General features: G+C 52.5%; 17 protein-coding genes, 1 tRNA gene and 1 pseudogene. 16 read left to right on the top strand and 3 right to left on the bottom strand.

All coding sequences use genetic code 11. The features are described from left to right. Positions 1 to 239: pseudogene (locus ACLHIL_RS08515) on the top strand (hypothetical protein); the annotation flags it as partial. 403 nt (positions 240 to 642) lie between these two features. Beyond that, positions 643 to 2082, top strand: a complete 1440-nt coding sequence (locus tag ACLHIL_RS08510; protein WP_411297536.1) for a phosphotransferase — start codon at positions 643 to 645, stop codon at positions 2080 to 2082. A 294-nt stretch (positions 2083 to 2376) separates the two neighbouring features. On the opposite strand, the gene ACLHIL_RS08505 is transcribed toward ACLHIL_RS08510, so the two are convergent. Further along, the gene (locus ACLHIL_RS08505) at positions 2377 to 3585 is read right to left on the bottom strand and encodes a pyridoxal phosphate-dependent aminotransferase (RefSeq protein ID WP_411297535.1); all 1209 of its coding nucleotides are present in this window, start codon (positions 3583 to 3585) and stop codon (positions 2377 to 2379) included. A gap of 242 nt (positions 3586 to 3827) precedes the next feature. On the opposite strand from ACLHIL_RS08505, the gene ACLHIL_RS08500 reads away from it, so the two are divergent. The 14 genes from ACLHIL_RS08500 to rpoC all read left to right on the top strand — a co-directional run bounded on the left by ACLHIL_RS08500 (position 3828) and on the right by rpoC (position 20630). Further along, positions 3828 to 3900, top strand: a tRNA-Trp gene (locus ACLHIL_RS08500). A 57-nt stretch (positions 3901 to 3957) separates the two neighbouring features. Continuing rightward, positions 3958 to 4203 carry a preprotein translocase subunit SecE gene (secE, locus tag ACLHIL_RS08495; protein WP_411297534.1) on the top strand — a complete coding sequence of 82 codons (246 nt, stop codon included), beginning with the start codon at positions 3958 to 3960 and terminating at the stop codon, positions 4201 to 4203. Between the two features lie 50 nt (positions 4204 to 4253). Further along, positions 4254 to 4994, top strand: a complete 741-nt coding sequence (nusG, locus tag ACLHIL_RS08490) for a transcription termination/antitermination protein NusG (protein WP_411297533.1) — start codon at positions 4254 to 4256, stop codon at positions 4992 to 4994. Between the two features lie 116 nt (positions 4995 to 5110). After that, the gene (gene rplK, locus ACLHIL_RS08485) at positions 5111 to 5545 is read left to right on the top strand and encodes a 50S ribosomal protein L11 (protein ID WP_411297532.1); all 435 of its coding nucleotides are present in this window, start codon (positions 5111 to 5113) and stop codon (positions 5543 to 5545) included. Positions 5546 to 5618: 73 nt separating this feature from the next. Next, complete coding sequence (rplA, locus tag ACLHIL_RS08480; protein WP_411297531.1) at positions 5619 to 6323, top strand: 50S ribosomal protein L1; 705 nt, start codon at positions 5619 to 5621, stop codon at positions 6321 to 6323. Positions 6324 to 6631: 308 nt separating this feature from the next. Next, positions 6632 to 7153: a 50S ribosomal protein L10 gene (gene rplJ, locus ACLHIL_RS08475; RefSeq protein WP_411297530.1), complete on the top strand. Its 522-nt coding sequence runs from the start codon at positions 6632 to 6634 to the stop codon at positions 7151 to 7153. Between the two features lie 80 nt (positions 7154 to 7233). Next, positions 7234 to 7620, top strand: coding sequence for a 50S ribosomal protein L7/L12 (gene rplL / locus ACLHIL_RS08470; protein ID WP_411297529.1), 387 nt, complete (start codon positions 7234 to 7236; stop codon positions 7618 to 7620). Positions 7621 to 8152: 532 nt separating this feature from the next. Then, a complete protein-coding gene (locus tag ACLHIL_RS08465; protein WP_411297528.1) occupies positions 8153 to 8890 on the top strand; it encodes a hypothetical protein in 738 nt (245 codons plus the stop codon). Between the two features lie 200 nt (positions 8891 to 9090). After that, complete coding sequence (locus tag ACLHIL_RS08460) at positions 9091 to 9825, top strand: hypothetical protein (RefSeq protein WP_411297527.1); 735 nt, start codon at positions 9091 to 9093, stop codon at positions 9823 to 9825. 2 nt (positions 9826 to 9827) lie between these two features. Next, complete coding sequence (locus tag ACLHIL_RS08455; protein ID WP_411297526.1) at positions 9828 to 10928, top strand: peptidoglycan-binding domain-containing protein; 1101 nt, start codon at positions 9828 to 9830, stop codon at positions 10926 to 10928. Next, positions 10925 to 11572 carry an ABC transporter ATP-binding protein gene (locus ACLHIL_RS08450; protein WP_411297525.1) on the top strand — a complete coding sequence of 216 codons (648 nt, stop codon included), beginning with the start codon at positions 10925 to 10927 and terminating at the stop codon, positions 11570 to 11572. Before ACLHIL_RS08455 ends, ACLHIL_RS08450 begins: the two co-directional genes overlap by 4 nt. Further along, positions 11569 to 12648 (top strand): hypothetical protein, encoded by a 1080-nt coding sequence (locus ACLHIL_RS08445; RefSeq protein ID WP_411297524.1) that lies wholly within the window; start codon positions 11569 to 11571, stop codon positions 12646 to 12648. The genes ACLHIL_RS08450 and ACLHIL_RS08445 overlap by 4 nt, the downstream gene beginning before the upstream one ends. Positions 12649 to 13103: 455 nt before the next feature. Further along, a complete protein-coding gene (locus ACLHIL_RS08440) occupies positions 13104 to 16568 on the top strand; it encodes a DNA-directed RNA polymerase subunit beta (RefSeq protein WP_411297523.1) in 3465 nt (1154 codons plus the stop codon). An 81-nt stretch (positions 16569 to 16649) separates the two neighbouring features. Next, positions 16650 to 20630 carry a DNA-directed RNA polymerase subunit beta' gene (gene rpoC, locus ACLHIL_RS08435; protein WP_411297522.1) on the top strand — a complete coding sequence of 1327 codons (3981 nt, stop codon included), beginning with the start codon at positions 16650 to 16652 and terminating at the stop codon, positions 20628 to 20630. A gap of 240 nt (positions 20631 to 20870) precedes the next feature. Here the strand turns inward: rpoC and ACLHIL_RS08430 are convergent, their stop codons facing one another. Both ACLHIL_RS08430 and ACLHIL_RS08425 read right to left on the bottom strand, forming a co-directional pair. Continuing rightward, positions 20871 to 21254 (bottom strand): hypothetical protein, encoded by a 384-nt coding sequence (locus tag ACLHIL_RS08430; protein WP_411297521.1) that lies wholly within the window; start codon positions 21252 to 21254, stop codon positions 20871 to 20873. A 37-nt stretch (positions 21255 to 21291) separates the two neighbouring features. Beyond that, the gene (locus ACLHIL_RS08425; RefSeq protein ID WP_411297520.1) at positions 21292 to 22554 is read right to left on the bottom strand and encodes a hypothetical protein; all 1263 of its coding nucleotides are present in this window, start codon (positions 22552 to 22554) and stop codon (positions 21292 to 21294) included. Positions 22555 to 22938: the final 384 nt, after the last annotated feature.

Genomic DNA, 22938 nt, shown 5'->3' with positions numbered 1-22938 from the left:
CTGAGGTGCGTGCTGCGGTTTTGGAGTTGCGTCGGAGTAAGGGGATGGTTCTTGATGATTCTGATCGTGATACCTATTCTCTTGGTTCTTTCTTCACTAATCCCGTTCTTTCTCCCGAACAAGCAGAACAGCTCCCCGCAGGGATAACAGCGGGGAGGACAGAGAAGTTTCGCACCGATCTGCTTCGGTTAACCCGTGAGGTAACTAAAGCATGTTCACAACGCCACAAGATCGGCTAGAGTGCTCTGATTTCCTGGGGGGGGAAAAAAAGAGAAATGAAGCAGAGGCCAGCTCATAGTGAGTGAGATAGTGTCGATGAGCCTTGAGAGGATTGGGGTACTGCCGGTATTCATTGTGTTATCCCTCCGTCGGTACTGCCCCCCCCTCATATATAGGAGGCGTGTTAGAAGAAATAATGACTACGACGTTATTGTGCGGTGCAAGCTGGCGGATAATGCCGTGGTGAGCCAATAAGTTGACGCTGTTTGTGTCAGTACAGGGAGGGCTCATGCGTATATCTCGTTATAGTGCGGGGACTGATAGGCGTATGTAGGTTAGAGCGTGCATACTGTTGGAAGTTGAGTTATGAAAATGACGAGTTATACACGCTGTGAGCTACCAGTAAGAACGAGCGCTAGCAGGATGTCATGGAAGGTGTTTTGTAACGGGATGATGAGCAACGCAGGAGAGCGCGAAGAGCGGCGTTTACAGTGGGAGCGTGCTCTGAGGGTAGCCCATGAGCAGATGGCGTTGCTGACGAGCAGCGCCGCTGGTCACATGCTGGCCTGTGCGTTTGCTGAGCGTGCCATTATCCGATCTTGGCAGGTCCACACGATTCACCATCACCCTGGAGCGGGGGTGAGCGTGGGCTATAACGTGGTGTGGGATGAGTTGCGCTATCGGGGAACGCCAGCGGAGTATCGTCAGCGTGACGATGTGTATGTGGTGGTTTCTTCCGGTGAGTTTTTTCCGCGTGTTCCCGGGGGTGCTGGCTGCTCTCGTCTGGATGGCGAGCTAGCTGAGATAGCAACGGGATCTTTGGCGCAGCGAACGGTGCGGATAGTCAGCGGGAAACACAGATTCTATGTGTGGGTATTCCCAGATGATCCGTTACTTCCTGCCTTAGCGCGGGCATGTGATCCGCAGTGGCTTTCGGCATTATTGGGCGCACCGACGTACAGCGAGCTGTTGAGCTATCGTCCGATGTGCCGCGCCGTATTGCGGTGTGAGGGTCGTGAGCCTGCGCGCAGTAATCGCCTCGGGGTGATAGGAAAAAATGGTGGGTCGCACGGTGGGGCACATTCAGGTAATTCGTTCTTCATTAAAGTTATACGTCCTGAGGAAACCGACGAGGTAGTGGAGCGAACTCGGATTATTGCACAGGGTGGGGTCGGGTGCCCGCAGATCGTGCATGTCGATCCGGCAGGATTGATTGTTGCGAAAGAAGTGGCTGGTCAGGTCCTGCATAAGCGCTACACCAAGATTGGGGTAAATGAGAGCAAAAAGCTAGCCGAAGAGCTGTTTTCTGCTCTAAATCTGACTTTAGATGGGTTGCCGCAGGAGTTGATGTCGTTTCCGCAGCGCGCGTCCTGGAGTGCGCGCTGCGGGCATTATGCCCGCCTATGTCTGCATGCTCTCCCGCACGAGAGTGCGCGCTGCCGGTCGATAGTGCAATATATTCGCCGTATTCGTCAGCATCTTGATCCAGCTATGCTCTGCCCTACGCACGGTGATTTTTATGAGGCCAATATTTTTCTTGACCCATTGAGTTGGCAAGTAGCTGGGCTGGTGGATCTGGATATGTGCGGTCCTGGGTATCGGGTAGACGATTGGGCCTGCTTGTTGGGGCATCTATCCGTCTTGCCAATGCTCAATCCGCAATATAGCCATACTAGGAAACTTTGCCAGGAGCTTTTTGTGCTGGCCGGGCAGCACGTTGGAACGGAAATTCTGGCAGCGTCGTGTGCTGGGGTCGTGCTATCGCTGGCTGCGTCGAGTCGAGAACGAGCGGGCAGCGCATGGCGCTCACAGATGCGCCAATGCCTCGATATTGCAGAAAAGTGGATTCGCTACTGTGAATGAGCGGCGATCAAAGAGGATTCTGGGTGGCGTACCTGTCCCCATAATGCTCGGTGAATGTAATGAGGCCGTTAATTGTGCGGTTTTTGTGTTACTAGAAGATGTATCGGCGTAGAAGAGCCACATTAGCCTAGGGCAGGTGAGAAACCTGGGCTGGGATGGGCCGGTCGAGTAGCAGGGTAGTAGTATGCCAGCGGCGATCTTTGTCAAGAAATAATGTAATGATGAGCGGATCGCGTGAAAAAGTATCGCGCCACAGCAATGCCGTGACGCGATACCTAGATGAGTAATGGGCTGTTAAACAGTGCGGAACAGCTCTTGTAGGCGCTGTGCTCCTGTCACGAGGTCATCGTCGCCGAGAGCGTAGGAGAAACGCAGATGTTCTGGTGCGCCGAATGCTTCTCCCGGCACGACGGCAACTTGCGCCTCATCGAGGATGAGTTCGGCAAGTTCAGCTGAGGTCTGGATCTGGCGCCCTCGGATTTCCCGCCCGAGGAGATCTCCAACATGGGCAAAGACGTAGAACGCCCCGCGCGGGGTGGGAACGGTGAATCCGGTAATCTCGCGCAACATGGAAACAAGGGTTTTTCGTCGCCGATCGAAAGCGACTTTCATTTCTTCGACGACGGATTGATCCCCAGTCAGCGCGGCAATAGCGGCACGTTGCGAGACGTTGGCAACGTTGGACGTAATATGCGATTCAAAGTTTGCTACTTTCTTCATTACGTCGCTGGGGCCATGCATCCAGCCCACACGCCAGCCAGTCATTGCATAGGTTTTAGCGACACCGTTGACCACAATGGTTTGATCTCGCAACTCGGGAACGCGGGCGAGGAGGTAGCTCATTTCCCCGTCGTAAATAAGATGCTGATAGATCTCATCGGTGATAACCCATACGCCGGTTTCTAATGCCCATTTGCCGATGGCTGTTACTTCTTCGGCGCTGTAAACCGATCCGGTGGGATTGGAAGGGGAGCACAAAATGAGGGCTTTCGTGCGCGGAGTACGGGCGGCTTCGAGCTGGTCAACCGTGATTTTATAGTCATGTTCTGCCCCGGAGAACACTTCGACGGGCGTCCCTGCGCATAGGCGAACAACCTCAGGGTAGGTCGTCCAGTATGGGGCAGGGATAATGACTTCATCGTCCGGATCAATCAAGGCTACGCACGCCTGATATACGGCTTGTTTGCCACCATTAGTGACGATGATATCTTCAGGATCAACGCGGTATCCAGCGTCGGCAAAAGTCTTATCGGAGATCGCTTGGCGCAGCTCGGCTAGCCCTTTCGCCAAAGTGTACTTGTGATTTTTGGGATCACGGGCGGCGGCAACGGCCGCATCGACGATATGAGCTGGAGTGGGGAAGTCGGGCTCTCCTGCGCCGAAGCCGATGACGGGTTCGCCTGCGGCTTTTAGGGCCTTCGCTTTGGCATCAACGGCAAGAGTGGCAGAGGGTTGCAAGGCGGCAAGGCGCTGAGAAACGCGCGTGGATGTTTGATTGGTCATATCTGCATCGTCCCATGAAGCTGAGAGTTTAGAAAGTATTTTTGGATGATTGGTGTTGATTAGGACATATTCGTATGCAGCTAAAAGAAAAGAAATGCGCAGCTAAGTGGTCAGAATTACATGATGTTTCCCACCCTGATGTGGCAGTCATGCTGCGATATCGCTAAACTTATTCGAGTTGCTGAGCGGTATTGGCAATATCGCGTTGCCCTCAGGCATAATAGAGGCGTGGCGTTTGCTCTAGGGTAGTGGCGCAATTGGTAGCGCACCGGTCTCCAAAACCGGCGGTTGTGGGTTCGAGTCCCTCCTGCCCTGCGATGAAGGCGGCCCGATTCGGGCCGTTTTCTACATACGAATCGGAAGGATGATCTGGTGAGTCAAGCAGCATCTGAAGCGCGTGCGCCGAAAGTAAAGGCCAGCAAGGATAAGAGCCTGTGGCAGCGCATTGTCATCTTCTTCAAGCAAGTGCTTGGCGAGTTCAAGAAGGTTCAGCGCCCCACCCGCGCGGAACTGTGGCAGCTCTTCTTGACCGTCGTATTCTTTGTCGCCGTGGTGATGGCTTTCGTTTACGTCATTGATTTGGTGTTCAACCAGGCGATGTTCTGGATTTTCAGCTAATTCCTAGCACACAAACTCATAACCGATCTCACGCAAAGAAAGTAGGGAAAATGTCTCTCGATGAGTTCCACGAGGATGCTCAGCTTCTCGATGGTGACGAAGCTGAACGCGCGGAACCTGAAGCGGAGCGCCCGCAAGCTGAGCCTGAGCAGGTTGCTGACGCGCCCGAGGATGGTGTTGTCACGGAAGAGACGGTTCGCCAGCGTATTCGTGGCTTGCCGGGTAAGTGGTACGTCCTGCATACCTACGCTGGGTATGAGAATCGTGTGAAGCAGGATATTGAGTTTCGGCGTGTGACGATGAACATGGAAGATTACATCTTCGAAGTTCAAGTCCCAATGGAAGAAACTATCGAGGTTAAGAAGGGCAAGAATAAGCTCGTCTCGCGCGTTCGTATGCCGGGATACACCTTGGTGCGCATGGAACTGACGGATGATTCCTGGCGAGTTGTTCAGGATATCAATGGCGTGACGGGTTTTGTTGGTAACGGTCGATCGCCGGTAGCGTTAACCGAGCGAGAGATTGTGCAGATGCTCACCCCTGTTGTTGAGCAGGAGGCAGCGGCGGCCGCGATTAAAGCTGGTAAGCCGGTGCAATCAGGTGCTCCTGAGCTGGTTACCGAATACGAGATTGGCGAGACGGTGACGCTTACCACCGAGCCGTGGGTAGGAATGCCAGCTACAATTTCACAGGTTGATGCGGTGAACCAGCGGCTCACCGTGCTCATGACGCTTGTCGGCCAGGAAACCCCGGTCGATTTGTCCTTCAACCAGGTTCAGAAGATGGATTAACGCGCACGTCTCCAACGCGCGCAGTCAACGTCGGTTGACGTCCACGGATGAATCATGAAGGGCGCCCATCATTGTTGCCATGATGATGGGGTACGAGAAATAAAGAAGGATCAAATATGCCACCGAAGAAGAAGGTTGCAGGGCTGATCAAGCTCCAGATCGATGCTGGAGGCGCAACCCCTGCACCACCGATTGGCCCGGCTTTGGGTCAGCATGGTGTGAACATTATGGATTTCTGCAAGGCGTACAACGCGGCAACGGAATCCATGCGCGGAAACATTATTCCGGTTGAGATTACGGTTTATGAAGATCGCTCGTTCGATTTCATCACCAAGACTCCGCCGGCTGCTGATCTCATTAAGAAGGCAGCGGGAATCAAGAAAGGTTCTAGCGTTCCGCATACGACGAAAGTTGCTCACCTGACTGCCGATCAGTTGCGTGAGATTGCTAAGACGAAAGAACCCGATCTGAACGCCAACGACATCGACAACGCTGCACGCATTATTGCGGGTACGGCTCGTTCGATGGGCGTGACCACTGACGAAATCTAATTAGCGAGGAAACTCGCCGTGGTAGGGCCGAGAGCTGGCTCGTTTCCCACGACTGCCAAAGGAGAAAAGCAGAATGGCAAAGCGCTCAAAGAAGTATCGCAAAGCCGCCGAGCTGATTCAGCCAGGTGAGCTGTACACCCCGCGCGAGGCAATGGATCTCGCTAAGAAGACCTCCATCACCTCTTTCGATGCCACCGTCGAAGTGATGTATCGCCTGGGCGTTGATCCGCGCAAGGCAGATCAGTTGGTGCGTGGCACGGTCAATTTGCCGCACGGTACGGGCAAGACTGCTCGCGTGATCGTTTTCGCGGCTGGCCCGCGTGCCCAGGAAGCCTTGGAAGCCGGAGCGGATGAAGTCGGCGATGATGATCTCATTGAGAAGGTCGCTGGCGGATGGACGGATTTCGATGCCGCTGTTGCTACGCCGGATATGATGGGCAAGGTTGGCCGTTTGGGTCGCGTTCTTGGTCCGCGTGGTTTGATGCCAAATCCGAAGACGGGCACCGTGACGATGGATGTGGCGAAGGCTGTTTCGGATATTAAGGGCGGCCGCGTGGAATTCCGTGTCGATAAGCATGGAAATCTCGCTTTCATCGTCGGCAATACCTCGTTTACTGTGGATCAGTTGATGGATAATTACATCGCGGTTCATGAAGAGGTTTTGCGCCTGAAGCCGGCTGCGGCAAAGGGGCGTTATGTGCGCAAGGCGACGGTTTCCACCACGATGGGTCCGGGCATCCGAGTTGATGTCACCAAGGCTCGCGCTGAGGAAGAATAGTCGCATGACCCGCGTATGCGGGAACTAATCGAAACAATTGGGGGATGCAGTTATGCATCCCCCAATTGTTATCTCTCGCACGCTTCCTGTTTTTATCTTGAGAATTAGGTCAAGAGCAAGATATGGTGATTGTTGCCCAAGACCGCAGGTCTCCTTTGGGAGTTGAGTTCGAGTAATCGAAGCCCGCGCAGGTATGAAATATGCAGTGCTGATTGCCTCTGTGTAATCTTCACGCTTTGCCCTCGTGCCTGTGTGCGCGAGGTTTTTTATTGCTTGAGCCTGTGGCAAGTTAATCGGAAGGAGGTCCCATGGCACGGACCGACAAGTCGGCAGAGATCGCGCTGCTTACGGATCTGTTCCGTGAAGCGGATGCTGTTCTTCTGACGGAATACCGCGGTTTGAGCGTGAAGCAGATGAAGACTCTGCGTCGCTCGCTCGGAACTGACGTTCGGTATCACGTCACCAAGAACACGCTGGCGCGTATCGCAGCTAAAGAGGCTGGCATTGAGGGCATTGATGATGACCTCAAGGGGCCAACTGCTTTGGCATTCGTCACCGGTGACATCGCTTCCGCAGCTAAGGCATTCAAGAACTTCGCCAAGGAAAATGACAAGCTTGTTATCAAGTCTGGTGTAATGGAAGGCGTGCGGTTGGATGCCGCAGGTGTTTCCCAGCTCGCAGATCTTGAGTCGCGTGAAGTTCTGCTTGCGAAGGCCGCCGGCGCCCTCAAGGCGACGATGGTCAAGGCTGCATTCGTCTTTAAGGCACCCGCCTTGAAGACGGTTCGTACCGTTGACGCCCTGCGTGAGAAGCAGGAAACCGCTGCCTAAGTGGTGGCAAGAAAAACTACTGAATAATTCGGTTTTAAGGTAATTGCCTGCCAGGTAGGCAAAAGGAAGGAAGGTCAGACATGGCCAAGCTCACTGCTGAAGAGCTTATCGAAGCGTTCAAGGAGCTCACCCTCGTTGAGCTGAGCGACTTCGTGAAGAAGTTTGAAGAAGAATTCGACGTTGAGGCTGCCGCTCCTGTTGCGGTTGCTGCTCCGGCTGCTGCCGGTGGCGAAGCCGCTGCGGCTGAAGAAGAGAAGGATGAGTTCGATGTCATCCTCGCTTCGGCTGGCTCCACCAAGATTGCCGTCATCAAGGAAGTTCGCGCTTTGACCTCCCTCGGTTTGAAGGAAGCCAAGGCTCTCGTTGATGAAGCCCCCAAGCCGGTTCTCGAAGGCGTTAACAAGGAAACCGCTGAGAAGGCCAAGGAGCAGCTGGAAGGCGCTGGCGCGACCGTCGAGCTCAAGTAATTATCGCGGTTTAGCCGCATAATAAGCTCAGAGAGTCCTAGGGAGAATTCCCTAGGGCTCTTTGTTATGTACGGCAATATCCTGTGTATTAGATAGATTTTTCAATTTCCTATTGCGTGATGTGTACCACGCCTGTATTCTGAGTGAACAATTAATCAGCTATGTGAGATAAAGGAGTCTCTCATGAAAGGTTAGCGATTATTTTACTCAGTGCTTGTGCTGTTCTTGGTGTTACGGCTGTTCTGGCAAGTGCGGGAACCAAGGAGGGGACACAATCATGTGGTTCAACGGGTGCTGTTAATGGTGTGCAGGGAACGCAGCAACGGTTGGTAATGATGACTCTAAAGGTCGCTGGGAAAACCGTTTTTGATAATAATGACCGATATATTGCACAAGGGTTTGTTAAATCTGGTGGATCCATGCCGTGGTGGGCTCACTCGGATTGGCTGTCATGGGAAGGCACGCATGGTCTGTGTGCTCCTGCTTTAATCGGTTAGGAAAGAAAATGGAAACCACTTAGGAAGGTTCTGTAATGATGAAGAGGGTTCTGCTTGCTGTGTTTGCTGGCGTTGTGGGGCTTTTTGGTCTTGTTGCGTGTGGCGGTGGTTCTAATGAGTCTGAGGTTCCTTCTTCGGCTTCTAGTAAGAAAGCTGCTGATCTTTCTAAGTGGAATCCCCATGAGTGGAAGCCAACTGTGAAGGTTTCCCTGCCGGTGATGTCGGATTCGGAGAAAAGGCAGTGGCTACGGTCGTATCTTGCAAATCTGGCGAGGTCGGATAATATCTCGAATCCCCCTGAAGGAATTGAGCCGATACGTTTTGCGACATCGAGAAAAGAATATCATGAAGAAATTGCGGCATGTCTGACTGATCATGGGTTTAATGCGAAAGCCGGTCCTGATGGAGGAACGTATTATTCTCCGGGGGTTCCTGATAGTCAGACGGAGGCGTTGAATCTCGCGCGGTACGAGTGTAATGCTTTGTATCCTCCGGATCCGGCTTTTGTGACGGATTGGAATGAGGATCAGCTTGCTTTGGTTTATGACTATTGGACGCAGTATTACACTCCGTGTATGGCGGATGCTGGATATACAGTTGATAATTCCAATCAGCCAACCAAGGAACTTTTTATCGAGAAATTCTTTACCCCTGATCGTATTAACTGGTGGCCTTCTAACTTTTCAGGTCTTCTTCCGATGGATGAGCAATGGGAATTAGTCGAGCACTGCCCGCCTTATCCACCGGATGAATTCATGTATGGAGTGAGGTAACGCTGTATCGAAAGAAGAGGAGTTTCTACCAAGGGCTGGATAGCGTTCGCGCTGCGATATACCTTTTCTGTTTGTTGACTTTCATTTAGATAAGGGAGAAATCAAATCTACACCCATGAGGTATCGAGTACGCCTGTGAACAGGGTGGAGAAATAGCTAAGAATAAAGATAGTAAGAACCACGCATGGAGGTATGTAGCAGTGAAGAGAAATCTGATTGTTTTGTTTGCTGGCGTTGTGGGGCTTTTTGGTCTTGTTGCGTGTGGCGGTGGTTCTAATGAGTCTGAGGTTCCTTCTTCGGCTTCTAGTAAGAAAGCTGCTGATCTTTCTAAGTGGAATCCCCATGAGTGGAAGCCAACTGTGAAGGTTTCCCTGCCGGTGATGTCAGAAGAAGGAAAGCGTGCATGGTTGAGCTCCTATCTGCCAGAACTTGCTCGACAGTTAGATATGGATAATCCTCCAAAGGTTGCTGAGCCTATTCGTTTTCCTATGACGAAAAAAGAGGCTTCCACATCTTTAGCTCAATGCTTAGTAGATCGTGGATTTTCGGCTGAATCAGACCCTAATGGAGGGATTCACTATTCTCCGGGGGTTCCTGATAGTCAGACGGAGGCGTTGAATCTTGCATGGTATGAATGTACAGCTTTGTATCCTCCGGATCCGGCTTTTGTGACGGATTGGAATGAGGATCAGCTTGCTTTGGTTTATGACTATTGGACGCAGTATTACACTCCGTGTATGGCGGATGCTGGATATACGGTTGATAATGCTAAACAGCCAACCAAGGAGCTTTTTATCGAGAAATTCTTTACCCCTGATCGTGTTGACTGGTGGCCTCCAACGGCGTCGATGTCTTTCCCGCTATCTGACCAGTGGGAACTTGACGAGCACTGCCCAGCCTATCCGCCCGATGAATTCATGTATGGGGTGAGGTAGGTATGAGTTTGCGTAAAAAGGGTCTCGCTATCATTGGCGTGTTGTTGGTTGCTATCGTGGCATTTTGGGCAGGGCATACTACCTTAGTTCCGCCGCAAAGCGAGAGTTTCTCAACGGAAGTCTCGACCGTTGAAGTGAAGAAAGGGGAGCTGGGGCGTACCATCACAGTAATGACGAGTGTGGAACGCGATACTGTGCCACTCGTTGCCAATCAAATAGCGGGAACGGTCACGCATATTGGCGACCTTTCAGCGGTTTCACAAGGTGGCATACTCTACAAAGTTAATGATGTACCAGTACGGGCAGTAGTGAGCCAGACGCCATTTTGGCGAGCTTTGACGGTTGGTAGCACTGGAGACGACGTTCAAGCGCTCAACCGATGCTTATCGGATCTTGGTTATGGAACTAATCCTGAGAGTTCCTCGTTTACGCAGGTGACTGCGGCCGCACTGCGAAGCTGGCAAAAGAGCCTTGGTATGGCACAGACTGGAGAAGCGGCTTTTGGTGAGTTAGTCGCCGTTGCTGAAAATGGTCAATCACTCGTAGCAAAATCTGATGTGCTGTACGTAGGCGCTTCCATGCAAGGAGGAGAGAAGCTCCTATCAGTTAGCTCTGGCTCGCCAAGTTTCGTTATACATACCTCGGAGGCGCAAGCAAAACTGATTCCTACGGGGACGATACTTCGAGTCCATGCTGGTGACAAAACCTGGGAAGGCGTGGCTGGGGAAGCGAGGGCCTCCCAAGATGTTGCCATCCCGGTGACGGCTGCAGATGGTGGTTTATTGTGTGGTCAAGAATGTGCGGCTGTTCCGTCGGGGCAAAACGTTACGCTGTTTACTGACGTCATCATCTCAAATAAAGCGGCAGGTCTGATTGTGCCCTTAGCAGCTATCCATACCGATGCCCAAGGGAAAGCTCACGTTATCGTCGTTGACGGAGAAAACCTCGTGGAAACTGACGTTAAGGTGGTAACCATCGCTAATGGTCTGGCGGTTGTGGAGGGCGTAGCCGAGGGGCAGCGCGTCCAAGTATCTGGAGCGACGCCATCTTCGCCTGCGGAGTCATCCTCTCCTGACGAGAATTCGTCGCATGAGGGCTCATGATGTTCGATTCGATCGCGGTAAAAGAGTTGCGCTTCCGATACGCACCCAAGGAACCCGTACTATTTGATGGTTTTAGTCATGAATTCTCACCGGGGAAGATGACGGCAATCGTCGGAGATTCTGGAAAAGGAAAATCGACTCTGCTCTACATCTTGGGGTTACTTTTGACCCCAGAATCCGGCGTTGTCACAATCGGAGCGGAGCCGGTATCGCGTTTGCCGGATAGGCAGAGATCGCGGATTCGCTCTAACCGGATCGGATTTGTTTTCCAAGATGCTGCGCTGGATCCCCATAGGACTATCCTTGATTCGGTTATCGAACCGGCTCTTTATGCTGGTTATAAACGGGCGGAAGTTGAGGAAAAAGCACAACAATATCTTCGAGATTTTGGGGTGACGGCTCGGGGTAATCATCGTCCGGGGGAGATCTCTGGAGGGCAAGCGCAGCGGGTAGCACTATGTCGGGCACTGATGAATGATCCGCACATTATTCTTGCTGACGAACCCACCGGGAATCTCGATTCGAAAAATTCGTGGGTGGTTATTGAGGCTTTATTAGAGGCAAGCCAGGCAGGTCGAACCGTCATTATTGTGACTCATGACGGGGAAGTCGCCGACGCAGCGCACGAGGTGCTGGAACTGTGAGAGTCGGAGAGATTTGTGCTGAGGTCCTCAGATCGGTGCGCGCGATGGTGGTATCGACGGTTTTGGTTGCTGCGGTTGCTGCACTGACGGGGGCCGTTACGGTAGCGATCGTCGGGCGAAATATCAGTACTGAAGAAGAGCTGCTAGCTCGGCTTGCAATGCCGGAAGCGCGGATGATGCAGGTTATGAATCCCAGCAATGACAATTATTCCTTGGCTGAAGTTGAGATAGTTTCGAGCATCTCCACGCTGGAAAGTATGCTCGCATTGGGGTCTATTGTAGATGTGCGTAATGGTGCGCTTGGGCAAGGATCAGATCCGGTTGCATTAGCGCAGTTATGGAGTTCTGGAGCGCCAGTTATCGAATTGTCCTCCGGGCGTATGCCTCATGCAGGGGAGGCAATCGTCGGCACGGAAGCTTTAGAGCGTTTGAGGCTAAGTGGGGGATACGGCTATGTTGAGGATTCAGCAGGGCGCCAGTGGGCAATTGTTGGCACTTTCGTAGCTCATCCGCCGGTTACGGATTTATCGACGATGGTCCTGGCTGCCGTTGATGACAATGATTTTACTCAGCTGCGCCTGGTCGCTGATTCTCTTTCTCACGTTCCCGCTATGGAGCAAGCTGCATTATCTGCAATCGGATCTCGTGAGGGGGTCACGATTCGATCAGCCTCAACACAAGCGGAAAATAATCTAGCTGTTCTTGATAATGTGGCGGCTTCTGCTAAGACCTCACTCCTTATAATTCAAGGCGCTGGCGCAATCTTCATATTTATTGTTGTTCTTGCCGATGTGCTCATTAATGCCAAAGATCTCGGGCGTCGGCGAACCTTAGGTATTTCTCGTGCCACCCTCATTGTGCTTGTTGTGGGACGGGCATGCGTTCAAACCTGCATAGGGGCATTAGCAGGAGCGGTCATTACATATATAACCCTGCACGTAAGGGCAGTGGGTGTGCCTCTTGACTTTGCACTGGCCACAGTAATCCTGACGGTAATATGTGCAGCTATTGCCTCCTGCGGTCCAGCAATTATCGCCAGTAGGCGCGATCCAGTTAGGGTCATGCGCACAGCGTGATCTTTCATCCCGTGGATGTGCATGCGCCAGTGCGCCCTGAATTTCGGGGATGGTTGAAGATACGGTAAGCAATCTGGCGGTTGGTCGTGGGTGCTTCCCAATACACGCTAATCAGGTGTGCCTACTTGCTATCAGCTGGCAGATATGTCAAAGTCGTATCCAAGAGCATTGCTCTCACATATTCACGTGTATCGAGGAACCTTGGTGGCATTGCGACAGCCCGGAAGTGATTCGAGGATCGCGTGAACTTTACGCGTCGTGACCCCTCCCACAGGGTAGGGGCTAGCTTTTGCTATGTTTAACGAGTAGATTTGAAACTTGCGCGGGCTTTTCTCAGCCGTACCCTTTTTCTGCTTGTTGAAGGTTATTTCAGCTTGGAAATAAGCCAGAAATAAGAAAATGTGCTGATGAGATGTGCGCGCACGGCCTATCAGAACATAGGGAAGGATCACCCTTTGGCTGCTTCGCGCACCTTTAACACAACCGTGGTTGACGGTAAGTTGATGTCAGACCGAGTGTCTTTTGCCACGATTAATGAGCCGTTACCCGTTCCGGATCTGCTTGGTTTGCAGACCTCCTCTTACGGCTGGCTTATCGGTTCGGAGCAATGGCGTCAGAACGCTGCTCCTGGTGAAAAATCTGGTCTTGAAGAAGTATTCGACGAGATTTCTCCGATTGAAAATACTGCAGAAACGATGGGCTTATTGCTATATCAGCCCAGTTTAGAAATGCCGAAGTACTCTATTGCTGAGTGCAAAGATCAAGATCTGACGTATTCGGCAAATCTGTACGTCACCGCTGAGTTCCAAAATTATGAAACTGGCGAAATCAAGAAGCAGACGACTTTCATCGGCGATTTTCCGTTAATGACCCCGCAAGGTACGTTCATTATTAACGGTACTGAGCGTGTTGTCGTTTCTCAGCTCGTGCGCTCACCAGGTGTGTATTACGAGCGTGCTGCCGATAAAGGATCGGATAAGCTGATCTACTCAACGAAGATTATTCCTTCGCGTGGTGCGTGGCTGGAATTCGAGATCGACCGCCGCGAATCCGTCGGTGTTCGAGTAGATCGTAAGCGCAAGCAGTCTGTGACGGTGTTCCTCAAGGCTCTGGGCATGACGGAAAGTGAAATCCGCGAGGAGTTCGCAGATTACCCGCTCCTGCTTAACACCCTGGAGAAAGATACTGTCCATACCCAAGATGAGGCACTGCAGGATCTGTACCGTAAGCTGCGCCCAGGCGAACCGCCGACGGCAGAAGCTGGTCGTACCCTGCTCTACAACTTCTACAAGAACCCCAAGCGTTACGATTTGGCAAAGGTTGGTCGATACAAGGTCAACAAGAAGCTAGGTCTGCCCGAAGAAGCAACAGAACGGCAGTTGACGCTAGCTGATATTAACGCGACGCTGCGTTACCTGCTGGCACTGCAAGCCGGTGAAGCAGAGGTCGTGACCACAGTTGACGGCACGTCCGTTCCGGTTGAAACCGATGATATCGACCACTTCGGTAATCGTCGTATTCGCGCAGTTGGTGAACTGATCCAAAACCAGGTGCGCACGGGTCTATCTCGTCTGGACCGCATGGTTCGCGAACGAATGACTACCCAAGAGGTTGAGGCCATTACGCCGGCTTCCTTGATTAATATTCGCCCGATTGTGGCAGCTATTAAGGAATTCTTCGGGACTTCTCAGCTTTCCCAGTTCATGGACCAAAACAATCCGCTAGCCGGTTTGACGCACAAGCGTCGCCTCTCGGCTCTTGGTCCGGGTGGTCTTTCACGTGATCGTGCATCGCTGGAAGTGCGAGACGTTCACCCCTCGCACTATGGTCGTATGTGCCCGATTGAGACTCCGGAAGGTCCGAACATTGGTCTGATCGGTTCATTGGCAACCTATGGTCGAGTTAATTCTTTCGGCTTTATCGAAACGCCGTATCGCCGCGTAGAAAACGGTCGAGTGACGGATCAGATCGATTACCTCGATGCTGCAGACGAAGATCGCTACAACGTGGCTCAGGCTTCCGCTCCGCTTGATGAGAACGGATACTTCGTAGAAGACGAAATTCTCGTCCGTCTACCTGGTGGCGAGCCAGCGCTTGTTCCTGCTGACGAAGTGGGATACATGGACGTCTCCGCCCGCCAGATGGTTTCTGTTGGTACGGCTGCAATTCCGTTCCTGGAACACGATGATGCAAACCGCGCCTTGATGGGTGCAAACATGCAGCGTCAAGCAGTGCCGCTTATTAAGCCAGTAGCACCGCTCGTCGGTACGGGTATTGAAACTCGTGCGGCTGTTGATGCTGGCGATGTGCTGGTTGCAAAAGAAGCTGGCGTCGTTGCAGAAGTTCAAGCAGAATCCATTTTGGTTGAAGAAGATGACGGAAACCGTCGCCTGTACGTACTGCAGAAGTTTGAACGTTCCAATCCGGGTAACTGCACCAACCAGAAGGTTGTCGTCTCAGAAGGCGACCGTGTGGAGAAGGGCTCGCTGCTGGCCGATGGTCCAGCAACCGAAGGTGGCGAACTAGCCCTGGGTCAGAACCTCCTGGTTGCGTTCATGGCATGGTCTGGCTATAACTACGAGGACGCTATTGTCGTCTCCCAGCGTTGCCAGTCCGAAGATCTGTTGACCTCAATCCACATTGAGGAACATGAGGTTGACGCACGCGAGACGAAGCTCGGTGCTGAAGAGATCACACGCGAACTGCCTAACGTCGGCGCAGATCAGCTCGCTCACTTGGATGAGCGCGGAATTATTCGCGTCGGTGCAGAAGTTGCTGCAGGCGATATCCTCGTCGGTAAGATCACGCCAAAGGGCGAAACGGAGCTGACCTCAGAAGAGCGCCTGCTGCGGGCAATCTTCGGTGAGAAAGCCAAGGAAGTTCGCGATACCTCGCTGCGTGTGCCGCACGGTCAATCAGGTATTGTTATCGCCGTCAAAGAGTTCTCGCACAAGAAGGGCGAGAATAGCAACTCTGACGTTAATGAATCGGTCCGGGTGCATATTGCTCAGCGCCGCAAGATCATTATTGGCGATAAGATGGCTGGTCGTCACGGTAATAAGGGCGTTATTTCGCGTATTCTTCCCATCGAAGATATGCCATTTATGGAAGACGGAACGCCCGTCGATATCGTGCTTAATCCGCTCGGTGTGCCCTCCCGTATGAACCTTGGTCAGGTATTCGAATTGCACTTGGGCTGGGTTGCTAAGCAAGGCTGGGACGCCACGGCTGCGCGTGAAGCCGGCGAAGAATGGGCGACCCGACTACCAGAAAATGCGGTTCGTGCTGAAAAGGATCGCACGGTGGCAACGCCAGTATTCGATGGTGTCAGCTCCGATGCTCTCAAGGGTCTGCTCGGTTGCACGCTGCCAAACCGTGACGGTGACCGTCTGGTTGACGAAACGGGTAAGGCACGGCTGTTTGATGGTCGTACTGGTGATCCGTTCCCGGAGCCGGTATCTGTGGGCTACATGTACATGCTGAAGTTGCACCACCTCGTTGACGATAAGATTCACGCTCGCTCAACGGGCCCGTACTCCATGGTTACCCAGCAGCCGCTGGGCGGTAAGGCTCAATTCGGTGGTCAGCGCTTCGGTGAGATGGAAGTGTGGGCCCTGGAGGCATACGGTGCATCGCACACCCTCCAGGAAATGCTGACCATCAAGTCGGACGATACCGTCGGTCGCGTCAAGGTCTACGAGGCCGTGGTGAAGGGCGATAATGTGCCCGAGCCTGGCTTGCCGGAATCCTTTAAGGTTCTCGTGCAAGAAATGCGTTCGCTGTGCTTGAATGTCGAGGCTCTCGACGCAGCCGGCAATGCGATTACCTTGCAAGATGCTGATGACGATGCGTTCAAGTCGCCACAGTCGGCGGGGATTACCACCGGCTTGGAAGACTTACAATCTGGCGCTGACTTCTAACTTACTGCGCTAGTGGCGGCGAGCGCCCGTCGCCACTGACGCACAGCCCAAACAGGCGTAAAAACTGAGGAAGAAGGAACCTTGCTCGACGTCAATCTTTTCGATCAGCTGTCGATCTCACTTGCCACCTCCGATGACATCCGCAAGTGGTCGCACGGCACTGTGACCAAGCCTGAAACCATTAATTACCGTACGCTCAAGCCGGAACGTGACGGTCTGTTCGGCGAACAGATCTTTGGCCCGACCCGTGATTGGGAATGTGGCTGCGGCAAGTACAAGCGCCCGCGTTTCAAGGGCATTGTCTGTGAGCGCTGCGGCGTGGAGGTAACCCGCTCCAAGGTCCGTCGCGAGCGGATGGGGCATATTGAACTGGCAGCGCCAGTGACCCATATTTGGTATTTCAAGGGAGTGCCCTCTCGTTTAGGATATTTGCTTGATATTGCACCAAAAGATCTTGAGAAGGTCATTTACTTCGCCGCTTATATGGTGACCGATGTAGATGAGCAGCGCCGTCATGACGATATGCCGACGCTGACTGCCGAATACGAGTTAGAGCGACGCAATCTGGAAAACGAACGCGATGTCGCCGTTGAGCGCGCCATGAAAGCCGAAGAGAAGGCGTTGGCTGAAGCCGAAGAATCTGGTGCTGACGCTGCGGCAAAGTCCCGCATTAAGCGTGGCACGCAGGCCGATACCCGCCGAGTTCGTACCCAGTACGAAAACGATCTGGCGCGTCTGGATGAAGTGTGGGATAAGTTCACCAAGCTCAAGGTCGGCGATCTTGAGGGTGACGAGGATTGCTACCGTGAAATGGAAGCACGCTGGGGTGATTACTTCACTGCTTTGCGTGGTGCGGAGGCAATTCAACGCCGGTTGCGTTCCTTTGATCTGCAGGCTGAGCATGATTTGCTCGTCGATCAGATCGAAAATGGTACGGCGCAGCGCAAGACCCGTGCACTGAAGCGGATCAAGGTCGTTAATGCGTTCTTACATTCAAAGACTCCGCCGGAAGCAATGGTTCTGGATGCTATTCCAGTTATTCCGCCGGATTTGCGCCCGATGGTTCAGCTTGATGGTGGTCGTTTTGCGACCTCGGATTTGAACGATCTGTACCGTCGCGTGATTAACCGTAATAACCGTCTGCAGCGCATGTTGGATCTCAATGCGCCAGAGATCATGGTCAATAACGAAAAGCGCATGCTCCAAGAAGCAGTGGATGCTTTGTTTGATAACGGCCGACGTGGGCGCCCCGTTTCGGGTGCAGGTAATCGCCCCCTGAAGTCGCTGTCCGATATGCTCAAGGGCAAGCAGGGTCGATTCCGTCAGAACCTGCTCGGTAAGCGGGTTGATTACTCAGGTCGTTCGGTTATCGTCGTTGGTCCGACCCTCAAGCTACATCAGTGCGGTTTGCCAAAGACGATGGCATTGGAACTGTTCAAGCCGTTCGTGCAAAAGCGTCTGGTTGATCTTGAACTGGCGAAGAACATCAAGGCAGCTAAGCGCCTGATTGAGCGTCAGCATGACGAGGTTTTTGACGTTCTAGAAGAGGTCATTCAGGAACATCCGGTGCTGCTTAACCGTGCGCCAACCCTGCACCGTCTGGGTATCCAGGCTTTTGAACCGCAGCTTATTGAAGGTAAGGCTATCCGCCTGCACCCGCTGGTCTGTTCAGCCTTCAATGCTGACTTCGACGGCGATCAAATGGCAGTGCATTTGCCGCTTTCGGTTGAGGCTCAGGCAGAAGCTCGAATCCTCATGCTCTCGGCAAACAACATTCTGAAGCCCTCAGATGGGCGCCCGGTTACCGTTCCGGCTCAGGATATGATTATTGGTTTGTACCACCTGACGACAATCCGAGAAAACGAGATCGGCGCTGGTCGGTACTTTACCTCGGTAGCCGAAGCACAGATGGCCTACGATATGGGGCAGTTGCACCTGAATGCGCCTATCAATATCCGGTGGAAGGCCGACGAAATCGTGTTGCCGCGTGATTTTGAGATGCCGGAGGGCTACGAAGATGGCGATCCGATCATTTTGAATACCACTTTAGGTATTGCGTTGTTCAATGACGCGCTGCCGAGCACCTTCCCTTATGTGAACTCGACTGTCGATAAGAAGGTTTTGGGCAACGTCGTCAACGAGATCGCTGAGCGTTACCCGAAGGTTGATGCAGCGGCTTCCTTGGATGCGTTGAAGGAAACTGGCTTCTACTGGGGCGGGCGCTCCGGCGTGACCATCGCGGTGTCGGACGTCGTCGGCCCGAAGAATAAGGCTGAGATTTTGGAGGCCGCGGAAGTTCAAGCTGCCCGTATTGAGCAGGATTTCCAAGAAGGTAACATCCGTGATGAGGATCGTCGTCGCGATCTCGTTGCGTTGTGGACGGAAGTCACCGACAAGGTTGCTCAGGAGATGCGCAACAACTTCGATACTCTCAATAACATCAACCAGATGGTTTCCTCAGGCGCTCGTGGTAACTGGATGCAGATTCGCCAGGTTGCCGGTATGCGTGGTCTGGTGGCAGATCCGAAGGGTGAAATTATTCCGCGTCCGATTAAGTCGAACTACCGTGAAGGCTTGTCGGCTCTGGAATACTTCACCGCAACCCACGGTGCTCGTAAGGGTCTGGCTGATACCGCATTGCGTACCGCCGATTCGGGTTATCTGACTCGTCGTTTGGTGGATGTGGCCCAAGACGTCATCGTTCGCGAAGCTGACTGTGGAACAAGCCGTGGTCTGGCCAAGACGATCGTGGCCACGGATGCTGACGGCAACGAGATCCGCACAGTCTTGGTGGATGATGTGCCGACGGATATGACGCAGAAGGAAGCCACCGCAGAGCAGTGGGCACAAGCAACACCGCAGCGGGCCTTCGATGTGGATACCTCGGTATATGCACGAACCTTGGCAAAGGACGCTGTTGACGCGGCAGGTAACGTCATCGTTGAGGCCGGTACGGATATCGGCGATGTCGCTTTGGAGAAGCTGTTGGCGGCGGGTATCACCCAGATCTCGGTGCGTTCGGTGCTGACGTGTGATTCGCGTGTTGGTACGTGTGCGTCCTGTTATGGTCGCTCACTGGCAACCGGCAAGCTCGTTGATATCGGTGAAGCGGTCGGAATTGTTGCCGCACAGTCGATTGGTGAGCCTGGTACTCAGCTAACGATGCGTACCTTCCACACCGGCGGCGCGGCTTCGGCAGAAGATATTACCCAAGGTTTGCCGCGTGTTCAGGAGCTTTTCGAAGCGCGTACCCCTAAGGGCGAAGCGCCGATTTGTGAAGCGGCTGGCCGCCTCGAAATTGAGGATTTGGAGCGTTCGCGTCGCCTGATTATCAAGCGCGATGACGGCGACGAAGATCTGACGTATCTCGTCGGCAAGCGTGCCAAGTTGCTCGTTCCGGAAGGATCGCATGTTCCGGTTGGTCAGCAGCTCGTTGAAGGTTCGGTTGATCCGAAGAAGGTGTTGCGTATTTCGGGTCGCCGTACTGCGCAGTTGCACTTGGTCCGTGAGGTACAGGGCGTCTACCGTTCACAGGGCGTAGAGATCCACGATAAGCACATTGAGGTTATCGTTCGCCAGATGTTGCGTCGGGTAACTGTTCTGGAAGCTGGATCGACGACGCTGCTGCCTGGCGAGTTGGTGGATGTGGCTCAGTTCGAGCAGGCTAATCGCGCTGCCATCGCGGAAGGCGGTCGCCCGGCTTCGGGGCGTCCCGAACTGATGGGTATTACCAAGGCCTCGTTGGCAACAGATTCCTGGCTTTCGGCGGCTTCCTTCCAGGAGACGACTCGCGTCTTGACGGAAGCAGCGTTGAACGCCAAGTCTGATCCGCTTGATGGTCTGAAAGAGAATGTTATTCTCGGTAAGCTCATTCCGGCTGGTACTGGTTTGGAGCAGTTGCGTCGCGTTCATGTGGAACCGACCTCGGCTGCACGTTCGGAGTACGAGCAGTTGCATACCTTCACAGGTATGGACTCCTACGACGATATGTACGGCTATGGAGCTGTGGATGAGTACGATACCTCAATGGGATATGGCTACGGTTTTAATAACTTCTCCTAAGAGGTAGCGCATCTTAAGACGATAACTGGGGTGGGAGTAGAGAAATCTGCTCCCACCCCATAGTTTTAATGTTTCGTTGAGGTACAAGTAGTGAAGCTAGACGCTGATGAGTTGTTCGCGTCAGAAGTTTTCGGGCGTTTGCGGATCGTTTTTGTAGGAATCATTCATAGGTCTTCGTTTGCACTTTGAGAAGGGGTGCCCCGATATTGGCTGAATAGTGTCGCAGCGGTTATCGTTTTATTATTGAGCGGGATCGCCAAAAGAGTTGTGTACCGCGTTGTTATACGTCCTGCCACCACACTCATAAGGTCCAACAGGCTCGAGGACGCTAACATGGAATTCGTCTCCGGCTTTAAGCGATAGACCATTGACGAAGAGAGTCTTCCCGTCGGGTGAGACTCTTGCCGGAACTGAGAAGATGATTAACGTATCGTCCTTAATAATTGGGCAGGCTTCCCCATTGCCAGTATCGATGCGCGTTAACGTGAAGTATCGTGCTATATCTATCCCAGCTTTTGTAGAATTTGGAAGTATGGGAACGCTATATTCCGCGTCTTGCGCACTGTGGCTACAGCCGGTCAACAAGCCCCCGCCTGTGATAGCCAGAAATGCGAGGGCTGCCACCTGCCTTAGCTTAAATGGATACATATTTGAAATCCAATCAATTACTAATTAAGCGAGTTGAGAAAGCGGAGACGATACTGCTCCAGGATTGCACGTAGGTGTAGACACCGTTAGGGCTATGACCACTAATTAATCCAGAGATTTTTACTCTCTGCCCGAATTTGCCATAGACGGGTCCTCCTGAGTCGCCGCCAACAGAATGTGCTCCGCCAGTGAGGGCAATCATTCCGTGACTGCACATATAGTCTGAACAAATACGAATATTTGTTTGAGCGACATGATTTGAACAAACGGCGCCAGAACTTGATCCAGTGAAGCATAAGAGATTATTTTTGCCGCTTGAGGGTTGATACATATCAATTACAGGCCATGATGTTCCAGAGTTATCGATGATAACTCTGCCCGAGTATGTAACCCCGCTGATAAATTGCGCATCGACACCAAGATTCCGATTGTGGTGGGTGACTTTACCAGTGAAATACTCGGCACCTAAGGCTTTACGGGCGTAAATGCGAGCTCCGTTATCGAAACAGTGCCCAGCTGTAAAGTAGCCACGAGTGTTTCCAATAGCAGCGGGCGCTCCTGAGGTGCACCTGTTTCCGCCGGAGTTCCAGATAGCTGCACCTCCGAGATATGGTTGGCGTAGACCTTCATTGTAGTCCAATATGACGCCATTATTCTCAAGAGTGATGGGAACAGGTGTAGCAGGAACTGTAGTGGGATCAACCTGGGAAAAGTCGATCCCGAGATAGATCGTGTCACTCAATGGTTCAGGAGCAAAGACGCCTGAGTAGTGATGTGACTGCAGGAAATTTTCAATGATTGCAAAGGATTTCTCATATTCGTCTTGCGTATAGTGAGAAACACTGATCACCACTTCGGCGTTAGCCATTTCATTCGTATCGGCAATGTGTGCAATGGGTGAAGGCGCCGCTGTGCGTACTGAAGTACTAAGTTCAGTGACTAACGGATGATCTGCCGGGAGACGCAATACCGTCTTTCCTAACTCGGAGTACGCCTTTGAATATTCGCTGAGGTTTTGGGTCTGCGGATAGTTTGCAGAGAAGATAGCATCATCCGCTACTAGACCGTAATGCCCATCGCCTGGAAGCCCTAGCGCTTCATAGGAATAATCGTCGTAGATACTGGGATCAGATGCGGAAATTTCTGCTAGAGGTTGAGACATTGGAGCCTTATTACTGCTAGCAAAGGCTGGAAGGGAAGCTGAGGTAAGAACAGCTATGCCGCTCGCGCTTAATAAGGCGGTACAGCCAATCAATGCGATGGATAGACGTTTCATCGTATTCTTTTCTCCTGGATGTAAGAGGCGAATATAAAACCTGGATAATGTGACCTACTACCTGCATTAGTATGCAGCCTTAGGTAACGGCATGCCATCAATTGGCTAAGCATTTCTGCTGTAACTCATCACGTTAAATGGTACGTTTGCGTTTGATATGTGCTTTATATTATGTATGCCTAGCATTTCTCTTGTAAATACCTATCTATTATTTCCTCTCATCCAATAACGATTAATACGATCCCGAGCCTAGCCTCTGGAGACTGTGGCTTGTTCTGTTGTGATGGGGATGTCGGTTGTGGGTAGTGTTTTGCCGTTTAGTTGTGTGGTGTCGAGTCCGAGGATGAATGTGTCAGTCCAGGGGTCGAAGTTGAATCCTCCTGC

Source organism: Trueperella sp. LYQ143, assembly GCF_046599595.1.
In the GTDB taxonomy this organism is placed as follows: Bacteria; Actinomycetota; Actinomycetes; order Actinomycetales; family Actinomycetaceae; genus Trueperella.
This window is presented reverse-complemented; position numbering and strand designations above follow the sequence as displayed.